This window comes from Treponema sp., from assembly GCF_051883275.1.
Lineage (GTDB): Bacteria > Spirochaetota > Spirochaetia > Treponematales > Treponemataceae > Treponema_D.
Window position 1 is genome coordinate 156355 of record NZ_JBJETK010000046.1, and the last position, 16817, is coordinate 173171.

Below are 16817 nucleotides of genomic sequence, written 5' to 3' on the forward strand. Positions count from 1 at the left end.
AACAGAAAAACCTTCACACTTGGTAAAACCGCAAAAATCCATTAGAATATCCGCATGAAAACAATTCCAAGCTATACAGTTATTTACAGTGATGATGATATTGTTGTACTGAATAAAAAAAGCGGTCTTCTGGTGGCGGCTGACAGATATGATGCGGATGCGCCGAGGCTTGATATTCTTGCGGAAAAGGAATTCGGGTCGCTGTTCGCCGTTCACAGAATTGACAAGGATACAAGCGGAATAGTTCTTTACGCAAGAAACGCTGAAGCCCACAAGAAAATATCAATGCAGTTTATGGAAAGGACTGTAAAAAAAACATATCACTGCCTTGTAAACGGCCATCCGCTGTGGAATGAATTTACAGTGACACTTCCGCTTCTTCCCGATGGCGATGACAGGCACAGAACAACAATCAATAAAAAATACGGAAAGCCGTCAGAAACATACCTTCAGACAGTCGGAGCATGCGGGCCGTACACATGGATAAAGGCGTTTCCCAAAACCGGCAGAACACACCAGATACGCGCGCATCTTCAGTCCACGGGCTTTTCTATTGTGTGCGATCCGCTTTACTCAGGAAACCAAAAGCCCGTCCGCCTCAGCGATCTCAAGAGAAAATGGAACGGCGACACCTTTGAAGAAAGACCGCTTTTAAACAGGCTGGCTCTGCATGCGTATTCTATTGAAATTGTTCATCCTTCAACTGCGCAAACAGCCGTTTTTTCAGCACCTTATCCAAGGGATCTGGATGCAGTCAGAAAACAGCTCGCAAAGCTCTTCAAGGTCGATCCTCTGTCCTGAAAAAAACTGGTAAATAAATTTTACCTATTTTTGCTTAGTAAATCTCGACTGGAAAAAAACAGGCACTTCAAAAAGAGCAACTTTATACCCAAAGTCTGCATTTGAAATGAACGCCGGGCATAGCAAAAAAAATATGCGCCCTCCAAAAAAGTGTGATAAAATATAAAAATACAAAAAAGTCAAACTGGAAGCTGAAACTTCTTCACTGACTTTTTACAGGAGTCGCTATGAAAAAATATATAACAATCAGCCGTGAATATGGAAGCGGCGGACACACAATCGGAAGCATTGTTGCAAAGGAGCTTGAAATTCCGTTTTATGACAATGAAATAATTGACCTTGCGGCAAAAAATTCAGGGCTTCATCCGGATTTCATAAAAAAGAATGAGCAGAATATTTCGTCCGGCTGGCTTTACACTCTTTTGCTGGGAGCAAGCTACGCGGCTCCGGGAACAGGCTCCGTGCACATGGGAATGAATTCCGCGCCGGCTTCCACACCGCTAGCAGACCAGGTTTTCAATGCGCAGAGAAATTCAATAATTCAGCTTGCAAAAAAAGGCCCGTGCGTCATTGTCGGACGATGCTCTGACTATGTTCTGCGACACTGCGATGAAATCGACAGGAAAGATATCTTGAACGTCTTTATATATGCGCCGCTTGCAGACAAAGTTCAGTATGCCATAAAGACAAAAGGCCTTGACCCTGCAACAGCGGAGCGCGATGTAAAGCTTATAGACAAAAGAAGAGCCAACCACTACAACACTTTTACAGAGAGAACCTGGGGAAACAGGGCGCACTACGATCTGCTTGTGAACAGCTCGCTTCTGGGAATGGAAAAAACAGCGAAGATGATTGCGCAGATTGCAAGAGAGTCATAGCCTGATTCTGACAGTTTGAATCCGGCGCGCGCTCTGATCTTCAACAATGAATACAGTTCCATTTTTCTTATAGACAGAGCCTACAGCAGGAAGCTCATCAAAGCGTTCCAGAAGCCAGCCGCCGAGAGTGTCGAAATTTTCACTTGAAAGATTCATATAAAGAACATTGTTCAAGTCGTCAAGCCTCATATCTCCGGGAACAAGGAATTCGTTTATGCCCACAAGGCTTATCCGCTTTTCAGGAGGAACGTCCGCCATGCCATGCTCATCGGTGATGCGCCCGAATACCTCGCGCAGAATGCTGTCCAGCGTAACAATGCCCGTCATCTCGCCGTATTCATTTACCACAACAGCGAAGTTGTTTTTTTCAGCCTTGAATTTTTTCAAAAGCTCAACCGCGCTCAGTGTTTCCGGCACAAAAAGAACCGGCTGCATGCATTTCCGCACAAAATCCCGGCTGGCGCAGCTTTCCTTGTCAGCAAAAAGAATATCCTTGAAATAAAGCACACCCACAACTTCCTCGCTGCTGTCCTCAAAAACCAGAATTCTTGAGTAGCCGGTGTCCTCAAAAATTTTTATAGCTCCCTCAAACGACTCTGAAACAGAAATATGGCGCACAAGAGAACGGTGGCGCATGACATTGCGCACAGTCAAGTCAGAAAATTCAAAAATGCGCTCAAGCATCTTGCGCTCGTCCTGCTCAAGCGTGCCTTCATTTTCACCGATTGCAATGAGAGCCTTCAGCTCTTCTTCCGTAATCAAAGGTCGGTGCGCCTTTATGAGCTTTTTTTCAAGAAAATCAAGAAAGCGTGTAAACTGAAAAAACAGCCATATCACGGGGAAAAACATCCTCTGAACAGCAAGCACAGGAACCGCGGACATTTGCGCCACCTGCTTCTGGTTGAACCCGGCGTAAGTCTTTGGGATTATCTCCGCGAAAACAATGACCATAACTGTAACAACAGCCGTTGCAACTGAAATATATTCCGCCCCGAAAACACGTATGGCAAATGCCGTTGCTATCGAGGAATTCAGTGTATTTACAAAATTAGTTCCTATTAGAACTGTGGAAATAAGAAGGTCAAGCTCCGACTTTATCTTGTATACTCTTATTGAATTCCTGGCATTTTCCTTCAGCATCTGCCTGACTGAAATTCTTGAAAGGCTCGTGTACGAAGTTTCAGTCGCTGAAAAAAATGCTCCCAGAAACAGCAGGAACACCATCGCTGAAAGGCTCACCGATATATAAAGCACGCTCATTTTTCTTCCTTGTGCACATGGATTTTCTGTACACGGTTATCTTCCATTTTTACCACAGTGAATTTATAGCCTTCCGCCCGGATAAAATTTCCTGCCTGGGGAATCGCGCCCAGCTGCTCGCAGACAAAGCCGCCTATCGTTTCGCAGTTTTCGGACAAAAGCCGCACACCTAGCCGCTCGTTCAGGTCAATCAGCCGCGCAAGTCCGTCGATCTCACAGTCATGCGTATTTTCAATCAAAAGATTCGCCTTGTGGGCGCGGATATTCTTTCCGTCTGTAACAGGCCCGAAAATTTCCCGGACAATATCTTCCCTTGTAAGAATTCCATAAGTCCCGGAATACTCGTCAATTACAACCGCCATGCTCTGCCTGTTTTCCCAGAGCATCTGCTGTATTCCCGACATTTTTTTTGTTTCAAGTATAAAAAGGGGAGGGCGCATTGTATTCCGGACACTGAACCGTGAAGCGCAGGCTTTAAACGGAAGCATATCCTTTATGTATATGATTCCCACAATGTCGTCTATATCCTTCTGGTACACAGGGAAGCGCGAAAATCCCAGGCGCTGGGCTTTTTCTATTATACTGGAATACGACTCATCCACGCTGACAGCCTTTATATGCTTGCGGGGAATCATGATGTCCTTTGCCTCAAGGTCAGTGAATTTAAAAACCTGCGACATCATGTTTTTTTCATTCACTTTCAGAATTCCCTGCTCACAGCCCACATCAAGGAAAGTCTTTATTTCCTCCTCGGTGTACGAAACTTTTTTTACACTGATGTCCGCGCGGAAAATCCGGAGAAAAATTCTTGAAAAGGCTGTAAAAACAGAAACAAGCGGAAATAAAATAACTTCCGTGGCCTCAACAAAAAAACTGAAGAAAAACGCCACTGCCTCAGGATGGTGAGTTGCAATAATCTTAGGCGTGATTTCTCCAAAGACAAGCAGAAGAATTGTAACAAAAAACGTCGCAAAGCCGATTCCGGCAGTGCCAAAAAATCCAACGGCCGCAAATGTGAAAACCGCAGAAAGCGCAATGTTGACAATATTATTTCCGACAAGAAGCGTGTTTATAAGCCTGTCGCGGTTTTTAAGAAGCCGCCACACACGCATAGCCCGCTTGTCCTGCTTTCCGCGCAGAAGCCTTACACGGAGCTTGTTGACAGAAAAAAACGCGCTTTCCGCAGCAGAAAAAATTGTTGAAAGAACAACTAAAACCACTGCGGCTGCAAAAAGGGCGGGCAGGGGAACATCAGGAGAATCCACTAGTTCTGGTTCTCCTGAGATTTACTCACCGCTGAAAATCTGCGCACTCTATCAAGAGCTGTAAGAATTTCATTTGAATAATCTCCGTCCGGATTTATGTCATAGGCTCTTTTCAGATAGAGCAGCACACGGTCAAAATCAATCTCGGGAACATTCACAAGAATATATGCCGCCATATACAGAGCTTCCTGCCGCTCGGCATCTGTAAGATAATCTTTTTGCACAGCAATATCGAACGGCTCGGCCGGATCCTTGCCTTCAGAAAAAGCCTCAAGAGCCTTGTTGCGGGCATTGAGAATTTCATATTTTCCCAAAAAGCCTGTCTTGTTTTCAGGATCAAGAAGAATAAATTCCTGAATCAAATCCTTCAGCAGATATCCATGCTCTCCGGCGGTTTTTTCAACAAGCTGATTTATAGCCACAGCCTTGTCAATTCCCGAAGCGGAATTAATCTGCTCAACAACAGCTTTTATTTCCGCAGCGGACTTTTCAGCCTCCTGCATTTTCACTGAATATTCCTCAAACGTAGATGACTCTGTTTCCGCAAAGTCAATGAAGGACAGCACATAGCCTTCCTTTGAAACAATGTAGGCGCTCGGCCATTTCCGCACATTGTAAAGGCGCGCAAGAGATTCCTTTTTTCTGTAGGAATTCAGAATCTTTTCGGCGGCTTCGATTTCTTCCTTTGTTGCATTCTCAGGAAGCGATGTCTTTGCATATTCCGTCTGGGAAAAATCCAAATCCACAAGAACATATTTTTTTCCGTAGGATTTTTTGAATTCATCTGTAAGGACAATATTTTCCTTGAACAGACGGCTTGTATCAGCCCAGTCATCTCCGCTGAACAAAAGATAGATGTCCTTGTTCTGTTTTTCCGCCGCCTGCTTTGCGCTTTCAAAATCTGTATGCCAGCGCGGAGAACCGCAGGAGGCAAGCAAAATCAAAGGAACGGCAAAAGCTGCAAGAAAACCGCCGCGCCTAAAAATTTCAAATCTCTTCATTTTTTCTTCCTGTCCACAAAGGTTTCATTTATCTGAAATAGCGAACACCGGCCGCAAAAATATTCTGGCAGGAACTTTCGCTTGAATCCATTCCGGCAATATTCTTTATAAGATCACTGCTTAAACCGCCGCGGTCTGTTCCCATTGTGCGCTCGCTGTGTCCCATTTTTCCAAGAACACGTCCGTCCGGGCTGGTGAGACCTTCGATTGCAAAAAGGCTTCCGTTAGGATTGTCCGGCTCGGTCACAGACGGAATTCCATCTTCGCCGACATACTGCGTAAACACCTGTCCGTTTGCAAAGAGATTTTCCGCAAGCTCCGCGCTGATTACAATGCGGCCTTCGCCGTGGCTCACAGGAATGAGATGCTTTGCGCAATCCAGAATGCTCGGATCGTGCGCCCACGGACTTTTTGCGCTCACCATTCTTGTGCGGACAATGCGGCTTATATGGCGGCCGATTTTATTGTAGGTAAGAGTCGGCATGTCTTCGGAAGGCTCGCGGATTTCTCCAAAGGGAACAAGCCCCGTTTTTACAAGAGCCTGGAAGCCGTTGCAAATTCCAAGGATAAGACCATCGCGTTTTTTAAGCAGCTCCATAATGCTGTCTGAAATTCTGTGCTCCCTGATTACGTTGGCGATGTATTTTCCAGAACCGTCAGGCTCATCTCCTGCGCTGAATCCTCCTGAAAAGGCAAGAATCTGCGCCCGGTCAATTTCCGCCTTGAACAAATCAAGCGAATCCGCCAGGTCTTTTGGAGTCCTATTTCTAAAGACAAGAATTTTCGTTTCCGCGCCGTTCAGGTTGAAGGCACGCGCCATATCGTACTCGCAGTTTGTTCCCGGGAAAACAGGCAGCAAAACTGAAGGCTTGGCTTTTCCAAGTGAATAGTCAAATGTCTCCGATTTTTTTCTGGCTTCCGCAAGAGAAGGATGCTCCCCGAGCGCAAATGAAGGCAGAGGATTCTGAAGCTCCGCACCTGAAACCGGCGGGAACACTTTTTCAAGCTTAGATTCCCATGCGGACTCTATTTCATCAAGCGAAATGCTTACATTCTGAATTTCAACAGACGGACTTGCGATTGTCGAGCCGATTCTTGAAACTGTTCCCGGCGCAAAGCCTTCCTCCGCATCAAGGTTTTCGTCAGTTTCAACAATAACAGAACCGTAAAGCGGAGTAAACAAATCGTCAATTCCCGCTTTTTTCAGCCCGGACACCGCGGTAAAGCTCAATGGAATTTTTTCCACGGAAACGCCGATTCTGTTGCCCAGCGACATTTTGCTGAGCGACTCTGCGATTCCGCCGGCGCAAACCGGATACATTGCGCTTATCTTTTTTTCCTTGTTCAGCCTGTAAAGCACCGAGGAATTCTTTCTGAAAACATCAAAATCAGGAACAAGCTCCGCTGAATACGGAACTCCAACAAGGTACACTTTGCTTCCGGCCTTTTTAAATGAGCCGCTTGTAACATTCGCCACATCATCAACGTTCACCGCAAACGAAACAAGTGTATGCGGAACATTGAGATCTTCAAAAGTTCCCGACATTGAATCCTTTCCGCCGATTGATCCTGTCCCCATTGCAAGCTGGGCATCAATAGAACCAAGCAATGCAGCCACAGGATAGCCCCATGTTTTTTCTGTAACAGCGCGCCCGAAAAATTCCTGGAAAGTAAGACGGCAGGTGTCGGCTTTTCCTCCCATGCAGGAAATTTTTGCAAGGCTTGAAAGAACCGCAACCTGCGCGCCGTGCCATGCAGACCACTGCGAAATTCTAGGATCAAAGCCGTAGCTCATAAGACTGACCGTGGAAGTTTCGCGCGGGGAAACAACAGGAATCTTTGCGGCCATTCCAGCCTCGGGAGTTCCCTGGTATTTTCCGCCGTAAGGCATAAGAACAGAAGAAGAGCCGATTGAGCCGTCAAAGCGTTCCCCGAGTCCGCGCTGGCTGCAGCAGGCAAGATCATTCATAGCGCAAAGCCATGCTTTCTTTATATCAGGGTTCTTTTCGTCCTCGGCAAGAATTTTTTCCACTGACTCAAGCGGATGAACCAGAGGCGAATCTTTCTGCGCTGAAGGGCTTTCCACAAAGGCAACTGCATGATGCTCCGCGCCGGCTGCATCAAGGAAAGAGCGGTCGATGTCTACGATTGTTTTTCCGCGCCATTTCATTACAAGCTTATTTGTATCTGTAACAACCGCCACAACAACAGCATTGAGGTTTTCTTTTCCACATTCAAGAATAAATTTCTGGGAATCACAGCTGCGGACAACAACCGCCATGCGCTCCTGGCTTTCTGAAATCGCAAGCTCCGTGCCATCAAGGCCTTCGTATTTTTTGGGAACAGCATCGAGGTTTATATCAAGTCCCGGAGCAAGCTCTCCGACTGCAACTGAAACACCGCCCGCGCCAAAGTCATTAGAGCGGCGAATCATGCGGCAGACTTCCTTGTTCCTGAAAAGCCGCTGAATTTTCCGCTCCTCCACAGCATTTCCCTTTTGAACTTCCGCAGCTGCCGTTGAAACTGACTTCACATCATGAATTTTTGAAGAGCCTGTGGCGCCGCCGATTCCATCACGGCCTGTTCCACCGCCGATAAGAATAACAACATCCCCCGGCTCCGGCTCTTCGCGGACAACCTGATCACAGGGAGCAGCCGCAATGACAGCCCCCAGCTCCATGCGCTTGGCAACGTAGCCCGGATGGTAAACTTCGCAGACCTGTCCGGTTGTAAGTCCAATCTGGTTTCCATAAGAAGAAAATCCCTGGGCAGCCTCGCGTGTGAGCTTCATCTGGGGAAGCTTTCCGGGAAGAGTCTGGGCAAGCGGCACAGTCGGGTCTGCGGCTCCTGTAACACGCATCGCCTGATAAACCCACGCGCGCCCCGAAAGAGGATCTCTGATTGCGCCTCCGATACAGGTTGCGGCGCCACCAAACGGCTCTATTTCAGTAGGATGGTTGTGTGTTTCGTTCTTAAACTGAAGAAGCCACCTTTCGTCCGGCTCGCCTGTAGTATAATGGACATCTATAAAAACAGAGCAGGCGTTTATTTCAGCGCTGACTTCAAGATCATCAAGCTTTCCTGCCTTGCGCAGATACTTTGCTCCGATGCATGCCATGTCCATGAGCGTAACAGGCTTGTCTTTGCGGCCGGCATACAAATCCGCGCGCACAGCCTTATATCTGTCCAGCGACTGCCTCATCACGGAAGCATAGGGACCGTCTTCAATTTCAACATTATCCAGAACTGTAAGAAATGTAGTGTGGCGGCAATGGTCAGACCAGTAGGTGTCAAGAACACGGATTTCTGTAAAAGTAGGATCTCTGCCTATCGACTTGAAATAATCCTGCATAAATTTGACATCAGCCAAATCCATGGCAAGACCTAATTCCTTTCTATATGAATCAAGCTCGCTTTCGGACTTTGAAATAAAGCCGGAAACAACAGCAATGTCAGAAGGGGCAAGGGCGGAGATTTTCAGTGTCTTGGGCTTTGCGCTTTCTGCAAGGCGGCTGTCGACAGGATTCACAAGATATTTTTGAATTTTAAGGACATCATCCGCGGAAACACTGCCTTCAAGGAAAACAATCTTTGCGCATTTTACACTGGGAGGCTCTGAGCATACCGCGACATCCTGCTTCATTCCCTCGCGCAGAAGTGTAAGGCACTGCTCCGCGCTGTCCGCACGCTGGTCATACTGGCCCGGAAGATATTCCCATATAATCTGGGTTACATCCTGCGGAACTTCAAGAGATTCGTAGAAAACAAAATCGCTCTGAGGCTCAGAAAAAATCCGCACAGAGGAAGCGCGCGCAACCTCATCAGAGACATTTTCTATGTCATACCGGTTGAAATAACGGATGCCGGTAACTCCACCAATTCCTAAAAAACCTGTAATCTCGGAAAAAATCCGCGCCGCTTCATTTTGAAAACCGGCCTTTCTTTCAACATAGATACGAAACATTCAAATATATTATAGCAAAACAGAGGTTTATTCAACGCAGAAGAAACCGCCCGTTTCCCCGCAGCCTCCCTGCTTCCCTTGAAACAAAGCGTTTCTTTGAATAAATTCAAGGAATGAAGAAAAGAATCAAGCTTATAAAGCGCTTTATATACAGCCGGGTTGCTTTCTGTTTTCTGCTGCTTGCCATGCAGATTTTTATGTATCTGTTTTTTATCATCAGGTTTTCTCCATATATTTTTTACCTTGCCGGCGTAAACTTGTCGATGAGCTTTATGTTCATGGCCTATCTTTCAAACTGCGACGGAAAAAATGAATTCAAATTCGCGTGGCTGCTTCCGACCATGATTTTTCCGCTGTTCGGAATTTCGCTTTATATCTACACAAAAATGGCCACCGGAAATTCAAGGATGAAAAACAAAATCAGGCTGGCAGAGCAGAATACCTTGCAGGAAATTTCAACCGCGGAAAAAAACAGCGGCAGCTCAGAAATTCCCGGGCTTTCGTTTTACCTGCGCAAGAATGGAAATTTCCCTGCGTACACAGATTCCAGCGTGGAATATTTTCCGTGCGGCGAAAAATTCTTTGCAGATTTTATCGGGGAGCTTAAAAAGGCGGAAAAATTTATTTTCCTTGAATTTTTTATAATAACGCCTGACAGCTCGTGGAAGGAAATTCTAGCCGTGCTGAAAGAAAAAGCACACAGCGGCGTTGAAGTGCGTGTTCTCTGCGACGGAATCGGCTCGCTTATGGCTTCATCGAATGAATACCAGAAATACCTGAATCTTACGGGAATCAGCTCAAGAATTTACATGCCGCTTGCCCCTGTCTTCAATCTTCAGCAGAACAACCGCGACCACCGCAAAATCGCCGTGATTGACGGAAAAACCGCATACACAGGAGGCCTGAATCTTGCCGACGAATATTTCAACCGCGGACAGAACAAGTTCTGCTACTGGAAGGATTCAGCTGTAAAAATCAGGGGGAACGCGGTAAAAACTTACACGGCTCTTTTTCTCCAGATGTGGTCGCTTGCAAAATCCAGAAAAAAAAAGCAGAGCGAATCATACAAAAAATTTTTCCCGGAAGCGGAGAATTTTTCCTCGGGCGAAAATATCCTGATTCCATACGCGGACAACGCCTACAACGAAAAGGACATCGCAGAAAATATCTACCTGCACATTTTGTCCCGCGCAGAAAAAAACATCTGCATAACAACTCCGTATATAATAATCGATAACCAGCTGAAAAGCGCGCTTATCTTTGCGGCGAACAGGGGAATAAATGTGTCGCTGATTGTTCCTTCAAGGCCGGATCATTTTCTTGCGTTCTGCATCGGAAAAACATTTCTAAAGACGCTTGTTGAAAACGGAGTCCATGTCTATCTTTATCTTCCGGGATTCATTCACTCAAAGATTTTTGCAAGCGACGGAAAAATTGCAACGGTCGGCTCCGTAAACCTTGACTACAGAAGCCTTTTCCATCACTTTGAAGCCGGACTGCTTATCTACCGACATCCTGTTGTAAAAGAAATTCAGCGCGACTTTGAAATAACAAAGCTTTCCTGCAAAGAAATGAAAATTGAAGACTACAAAAAGCTTCCTCTCACTATCAGAATCACAGGACGAATTTTCAGAATATTTGCGCCGCTTCTATAGGGCTGCCTCAGAAAACCGGAATTCCCCGAGGCAGTTATTGAGCTAGCCGTTCAGCCACCATTCGTAAAGGCGCATATCGCCGTTCAGTTCCGGGTGGAAACTTATGGCAGTCTGATTTTTATAGCGGGCGGCGACGATGTTTCCGCGTACCTGCGCAAGAATTTCTACGCCGCTTTCAACGCTTTCGATATACGGCGCGCGGATAAACGTCATCGGAATTTTTCCGAGCTGCCCGAACTGCTCTTCAGTGTAAAAACTTCCAAGCTGGCGGCCGTACGCATTGCGCCTTACGCAAACCGGCATTGTGGCAAAGTGAACGCGGCTGTCATTTTCAATGCGGGCGGCAAGAAGGATAAGTCCTGCGCACGTAGCAAGAACTTTTGTTCCGCCTTCAATACGCTCTTTCAAAATGTCAAACATATCAAGTTCACGAAGCAGTTTTCCCTGCACGGTGCTTTCTCCGCCGGGAAAAATCAGTGCGTCAAATGATTTTTCAACATCTGACTTTTTGCGAAGCTCCAGGCAGGAAACACCCTGTTCCGCAAGCATTTTTTCGTGCTCGGCGAATGCGCCCTGCACTGCAAGAACGGCCGCCGTCATTTATTTGCCCCGCTCCGCCATCAGAACGGCAATTTCATTTTCGTTTATTCCGACCATCGCTTCGCCCAAATCTTCGGAAAGTTCTGCAATCAACTTTGCATCCTTGAAGTTCGTTACGGCTTTTACGATTGCCGCCGCGCGTTTTTCCGGATTTCCTGATTTGAAAATTCCAGAACCTACGAACACGCCTTCCGCGCCAAGCTGCATCATAAGTGCGGCGTCTGCCGGAGTTGCAACACCGCCGGCGGCAAAATTCACCACCGGAAGCCGTCTGTTTTCGTGTACATACTGCACAAGTTCAAAAGGAACCTGAAGCTGCTTTGCCGCCTCAAAAAGTTCGTCCTCACGCATAGAAACAATCCGCGCAATCTCTGAATTCATCTTGCGCATATGGCGCACTGCCTGAACGATGTCACCTGTTCCCGGTTCACCCTTTGTCCTTATCATTGAAGCACCCTCGCTTATTCTGCGGAGCGCTTCGCCCAAATCTTTTGCGCCGCACACAAACGGCACCTTAAAATCGTGCTTGTTGATGTGATATACGTCGTCCGCCGGTGAAAGAACTTCGCTTTCGTCGATGTAGTCTATTTCTATTGCCTCAAGAATCTGCGCCTCTGCAAAATGTCCTATTCTGCACTTTGCCATTACAGGAATTGAAACGGCATTCTGAATTCCCTTAATCATTTTCGGGTCGCTCATACGGGAAACTCCGCCTGCCGCGCGGATGTCAGCCGGAATACGCTCAAGCGCCATTACCGCGCACGCACCTGCCGCTTCCGCGATTTTTGCCTGCTCAGGAGTTGTTACGTCCATAATTACGCCGCCCTTGAGCATCTGCGCAAGATTTTTGTTCAGTTCATATTGTTTTGTCTGTTCCATAATTGCATTGACCTCCGTCTGTTTTGCTTTTGATATGAAGAAGATATAAAAAATCTGATATTATATAAATATTCAGTTTTAATAAATTTACATAATATCAGAAATTTTCCTAGAATCCTTCAGAAAAAGGACAATGCAAAAGCTTTAATTTTTTGAAATTCCCTTAAAGCCTTTTTCAAGGTCAGCTATTATGTCATCAATATGCTCTGTTCCAACTGAAAGCCTTATTGTATTCTGCGCAATTCCCTGGTCGGCAAGCTCTTCGTCCGAAAGCTGGCTGTGGGTTGTTGAAGCAGGATGAATCACAAGGGACTTTACATCTGCGACATTTGCAAGCAGGCTGAAAATTTCCAGGCTGTCTATGAATTTCCAGGCCTCGTTTTTTCCACCTTTTATATTGAATGTGAAAATGCTCGCTCCGCCTTCCGGGAAATATTTTTTGTACAGCGCATGATCTGGATGCTCAGGAAGCGAAGGATGATTCACTTTTTCAACAAGCGGATGATTCTTCAGAAAATCAACAACCTTCTTTGTGTTCTCCACGTGCCGCTCTATTCTCAGAGAAAGAGTTTCAACGCCCTGAAGAAGAAGGAACGCATTGAACGGAGAAATCGCAGCGCCGGTGTCACGCAGAAGAATCGCGCGGATATAAGTTGCAAACGCAGCCTTTCCCGCAGCCTGTGAAAAAGAAACACCGTGATAGCTCGGATTAGGCTCGGATATCCACGGATAGCGCCCTGATTTTTCCCAGTCGAAATTTCCGGAATCAACAATAATTCCGCCAAGAGTTGTTCCATGTCCGCCGATAAATTTCGTCGCAGAGTGGACAACAATATCCGCGCCGTGCTCAATAGGTCGTATAAGATACGGAGTTCCAAAAGTGTTGTCAATCACAAGCGGAATTCCGTGGCGGTGTGCAATCTCTGATATCGCATCGATGTCGGGAATATCGGAATTTGGATTTCCAAGAGTTTCAATGTACACGGCTTTTGTTTCAGGGCGGATAGCCTGCTCGACTTCAGAAAGATTATGCGCATCAACAAAAGTCGTTTCAATTCCATAAAGCGGAAGAGTGTGGGCAAGCAAATTATAGCTTCCTCCATAAATCGTTTTCTGCGCAACAATATGCTCGCCTTTTTTTGCCAGAGCCTGGATGGTGTAAGTAATCGAAGCCGCTCCCGAGGAAACCGCAAGAGCCGCAGTTCCGCCCTCCAGAGCCGCGATTCTTTTTTCAAGAACATCCTGTGTGGAATTTGTCAGGCGGCCGTAGATGTTTCCCGCATCCCTCAGACCGAATCTGTCCGCAGCATGCTGGGAATTATGAAATACATAGCTTGTTGTCTGATAAATCGGAACAGCCCTGGAATCTGTTGCCGGATCAGCATTTTCCTGTCCTACATGAAGCTGAAGTGTTTCGAATTTGTAACTCATAGTTTTCCTCCTGAAAAAGCCAAATGTTTTCTGTCTGCTTTCTTACGGAAAAAAGAATAACAAATTCCAGGGTATTTGAATAATACTAAGTTTTTATACAGAGCTATAGAAAAAATCTATAACTTGGCAAGGTAGGCCTTGAGCTGCCCTATGTATTCCTCGCCTGTCCTTGAAAGAATTATATTGCGCTTTACGATGTAGCCAATCTCCATGACACTGTTGGGATTTTCCCTGTCGGACTTGAAGGGAACAGCCACAAATTCAGAGCCGTTCAGCTCCTCGCAGATAATTCCGGAGCAAAGGGTATAGCCATTCAGACCGACCATGAGATTCAGATTTGTCGCGCGGTCGCTTGTCTTGATTGTCTTGGGATATTCGTTTTCAGTCAGAATCTCCTCGGCGAAATAAAAGGAGCTGTTTCCGCCCTGGTCGAATGAAAGGCACGGATAATCCTTCAGCTCATCGAGGGAAATGGAAGCTTTCTTTGCCAGCGGATGTTTTTTCCAGAGGTAGACATAAGCCTTGCAGTCGATAAGCTTTTCAAACACAAGGTCATTGGAATTCAGAATTTTCCGGATTGCCTTCCTGTTGAAGTCGCTCATATAGAGAATTCCAATCTCGCTTTTCTGTGTCGCCACGTTTTCTATCACATCAAGGGTTTTTGTTTCGTAAATTGAAAATTCATACTCCGAAGTTCCGAATTTCTTTACAAGCTCAACAAAGGATTTTGTCGCGAACGAATAGTGCTGGCAGGACACGCTGAATTTTTTCTTGAGCCTGGCCCCGTCGCCGAATTTGTCCAGAAGATTTTCGTACTGCGCGTAAATCTGCCTTGCATACTGGATAAAATCCCTTCCGTCCTGTGTCAGGGAAATTCCTCTGCTTGAGCGGTTGAAAATCGAAATATTGAATTCCTTTTCAACTTCCTTTATGGCGGCTGTGAGTGACGGCTGTGAAATATAAAGGCTTTCCGCCGCCTTGTTGAGCGAGCCGGCCTGGGTAACACCTATAATGTAGTGGAGCTGCTGTAATGTCATGAGCGAATCCTATAAAAACAACAAACTATCGTTAGTTTTTCAGCAAAAAATTACAAACTTCCGTTCGTTAGCTTATTAAAAAAGGCATTGCAGCCCTTCCAGATATCATCAAAAGTCTGGTCGAAATTTCCGGTATACCAAGGATCGGCAATATCTCCGGGGCAGGAAGTAAAGTCCAGCAGAAGAAAAACATTCTGCGAATTTCCGCCGAAAATACGGTTTATTCCGCGCAGATTGGAGCGATCCATTGCAACTATAAAGTCGTAGCGGCATTTGTCTTCCGCCTGAAGCTGCGATGCCCTGTGCGGAAAAACAGGAATTCCCTGCTGGCGAAGCTTTTTCACTGTTCCCGGATGCGTCGGATTTCCAAGCTCCTCTGAGCTTGTGCCCTTGGACTCAATCAGAAATTCCTTTTCAAGGCCGGCTTTTTGAACAAGATGCCTCATCACAAATTCCGCCATTGGAGAACGGCAGATATTTCCAAGGCAGACAAACAGAATTTTCGTCATGGCTCTATTCCAAAATCGTAATTTCAACGCGGCGGTTTTTGGCTTTTCCTTCAGGAGTTGAATTGTCCGCAATGGGCTTTGTTCCGCCTGAACCCTTGCAAATAAATTTTTCCCGGGGAATTCCACGCTGAATCAGAGCCTTGGCAACAGCTTCCGCACGCTCAGATGAAAGCCGCATTTCACCCTTTTCATAGCCAACGCTCGCAGTGTGACCTTCAACAAGGAACATCTGGTCGGGAACTTCCTTTAAAACCTGCGCAATCTGATCCAGGCGCACATTTTCCCCAGGAAGAAGCTCCGCGCTGTCCGGCTTGAAATTCAAATTCTGCATGGTAAGACGGATTCCTGCCGAAGTGTTTTCCACAACAACAGACTTGCCGCCGTCGCCCCCGGAGGAAGCTGAAGTTTTATTTGAAACAGCAGACTGAACATCCTCCGCGGATTTTCGCTTTTTCCGGGAAGAAGAATCCTGCACGGAATTTTCTGTTGCTCCGCCCTGTGCCGCCGAAGCAGACTTTGCAGAGCCTGCGCCGGCTTGCTGCCCCTGTCCTGCGTCCGAGCCCAAATTCGAGCCGGAGCCAGCAGAAGCAGCGACTGATTTTTTTGCGCTTTCCTGTGACTTGGAATTTTTTTCCGCGGAAGACTGCGCAGTTTTTTCAGGGGAAGGCTTTTCCAGAATATTCCTGAGTTCTTCCTCTGAAACAGACGCAATCCGCTGAAGGGCAGGGTAGAGCTTTCTTCTGTCGTAAGCCGGAGGATATTCTGTAAACAGGGAAATCGAGCCTTTGAACGAGCATGTGTTTCCGTCCGCGTAAACAAAAGTTTCATCCACCATGTCGCGGACAACCAGAGCAGTTCCAGTGCGCTTGCTGACATACATTGTGGCCCTGTGGCTTCCCTGCGCCGACTTCAAATCCCTGTCGCCGCCAAAATCCCAGTAGGAAATTCCGTAGCGGGTCGCCCATTCCGCGCTGAAAACGCAGACTTCCTCGCCGTTTAAAACTTCATCCTTGAGATACGTATACTCAACAAGAATCGGCATTTTTGTAAAGACACCCTTGTTCAGCGGATCAACTGTGCGCTCAGCCTTTGCCTGCCACTTGTCGCCTACACGGATATGCCCAGTTGAAAACGCCGGAAAACTCCTGAAAGTCGGGTAGCCATTGTCAACCAGCATCACAAGCTCTCCGCTGGCGGAAATCCTGAAGCTTGACGGAACCGCTCCGTTTATTCCAAGCGCAGTTTCGCGCAAATTACGCCTTGTTGATTCGTCAACAAAAAAACTTCCGTCGTAGTACCTGTCCCCGGCTGAAGCTCCTACAGGGGCAGACACAGGCGCAATGTACGAACGAACCTCACGGCTCACAAGCCCCGTGTATTTTCCATTGTCATAACGCCTTACATCAGTCCGCTCAATATAGACATAACTTCCGCTTCCGCTGTATTTCAAAACTGTTTCCTGGCAAAAGCCTTCGCGAACAGAGCCGACAAAAAGCATCGCCATCATCAAAAAAAATATCCGCATAACAAATTTATC

General features: G+C 46.6%; 13 protein-coding genes. 3 read left to right on the plus strand and 10 right to left on the minus strand.

Translation table 11 applies throughout. The annotated features are described in order from the left end of the window. Positions 1-54 precede the first annotated feature (54 nt). Complete coding sequence (locus ACI4L0_RS07485; protein ID WP_439799541.1) at positions 55-801, plus strand: RluA family pseudouridine synthase; 747 nt, start codon at positions 55-57, stop codon at positions 799-801. A 227-nt stretch (positions 802-1028) separates the two neighbouring features. Next, positions 1029-1679: an AAA family ATPase gene (locus tag ACI4L0_RS07490; RefSeq protein WP_439799542.1), complete on the plus strand. Its 651-nt coding sequence runs from the start codon at positions 1029-1031 to the stop codon at positions 1677-1679. On the opposite strand, the gene ACI4L0_RS07495 is transcribed toward ACI4L0_RS07490, so the two are convergent. From ACI4L0_RS07495 to ACI4L0_RS07510, 4 genes are read right to left on the minus strand one after another with little or no spacing between them, the layout of a single operon-like run. Then, the gene (locus ACI4L0_RS07495; protein ID WP_439799543.1) at positions 1674-2939 is read right to left on the minus strand and encodes a hemolysin family protein; all 1266 of its coding nucleotides are present in this window, start codon (positions 2937-2939) and stop codon (positions 1674-1676) included. The genes ACI4L0_RS07490 and ACI4L0_RS07495 overlap by 6 nt on opposite strands. Then, positions 2936-4204, minus strand: coding sequence for a hemolysin family protein (locus ACI4L0_RS07500; RefSeq protein ID WP_439799544.1), 1269 nt, complete (start codon positions 4202-4204; stop codon positions 2936-2938). The genes ACI4L0_RS07495 and ACI4L0_RS07500 overlap by 4 nt, the downstream gene beginning before the upstream one ends. After that, positions 4204-5205, minus strand: a complete 1002-nt coding sequence (locus ACI4L0_RS07505; protein WP_439799545.1) for a thioredoxin family protein — start codon at positions 5203-5205, stop codon at positions 4204-4206. The genes ACI4L0_RS07500 and ACI4L0_RS07505 overlap by 1 nt, the downstream gene beginning before the upstream one ends. 28 nt (positions 5206-5233) lie before the next feature. Beyond that, entirely contained in the window at positions 5234-9169 is a 3936-nt protein-coding gene (locus tag ACI4L0_RS07510; RefSeq protein WP_439799546.1) for a phosphoribosylformylglycinamidine synthase, read from the minus strand. 113 nt (positions 9170-9282) lie between these two features. Here ACI4L0_RS07510 and cls point away from each other — a divergent pair, with 113 nt between their 5' ends. After that, complete coding sequence (gene cls, locus ACI4L0_RS07515) at positions 9283-10824, plus strand: cardiolipin synthase (protein ID WP_439799547.1); 1542 nt, start codon at positions 9283-9285, stop codon at positions 10822-10824. Positions 10825-10866: 42 nt separating this feature from the next. Here the strand turns inward: cls and pdxT are convergent, their stop codons facing one another. The 6 genes from pdxT to ACI4L0_RS07545 all read right to left on the minus strand — a co-directional run bounded on the left by pdxT (position 10867) and on the right by ACI4L0_RS07545 (position 16805). Next, on the minus strand, positions 10867-11424 hold the full coding sequence (gene pdxT, locus ACI4L0_RS07520; RefSeq protein ID WP_439799548.1) for a pyridoxal 5'-phosphate synthase glutaminase subunit PdxT: 558 nt from the start codon (positions 11422-11424) through the stop codon (positions 10867-10869). Then, positions 11425-12303, minus strand: coding sequence for a pyridoxal 5'-phosphate synthase lyase subunit PdxS (gene pdxS / locus ACI4L0_RS07525; protein ID WP_439799549.1), 879 nt, complete (start codon positions 12301-12303; stop codon positions 11425-11427). Between the two features lie 144 nt (positions 12304-12447). Next, the gene (locus tag ACI4L0_RS07530; RefSeq protein WP_439799550.1) at positions 12448-13734 is read right to left on the minus strand and encodes an O-acetylhomoserine aminocarboxypropyltransferase/cysteine synthase family protein; all 1287 of its coding nucleotides are present in this window, start codon (positions 13732-13734) and stop codon (positions 12448-12450) included. A gap of 116 nt (positions 13735-13850) precedes the next feature. Further along, entirely contained in the window at positions 13851-14771 is a 921-nt protein-coding gene (locus ACI4L0_RS07535) for a LysR family transcriptional regulator (protein ID WP_439799551.1), read from the minus strand. A gap of 50 nt (positions 14772-14821) precedes the next feature. Next, on the minus strand, positions 14822-15280 hold the full coding sequence (locus ACI4L0_RS07540; protein ID WP_439799552.1) for a low molecular weight protein-tyrosine-phosphatase: 459 nt from the start codon (positions 15278-15280) through the stop codon (positions 14822-14824). Positions 15281-15284: 4 nt separating this feature from the next. Further along, positions 15285-16805 (minus strand): OmpA family protein, encoded by a 1521-nt coding sequence (locus tag ACI4L0_RS07545; RefSeq protein ID WP_439799553.1) that lies wholly within the window; start codon positions 16803-16805, stop codon positions 15285-15287. Positions 16806-16817 lie beyond the last annotated feature (12 nt).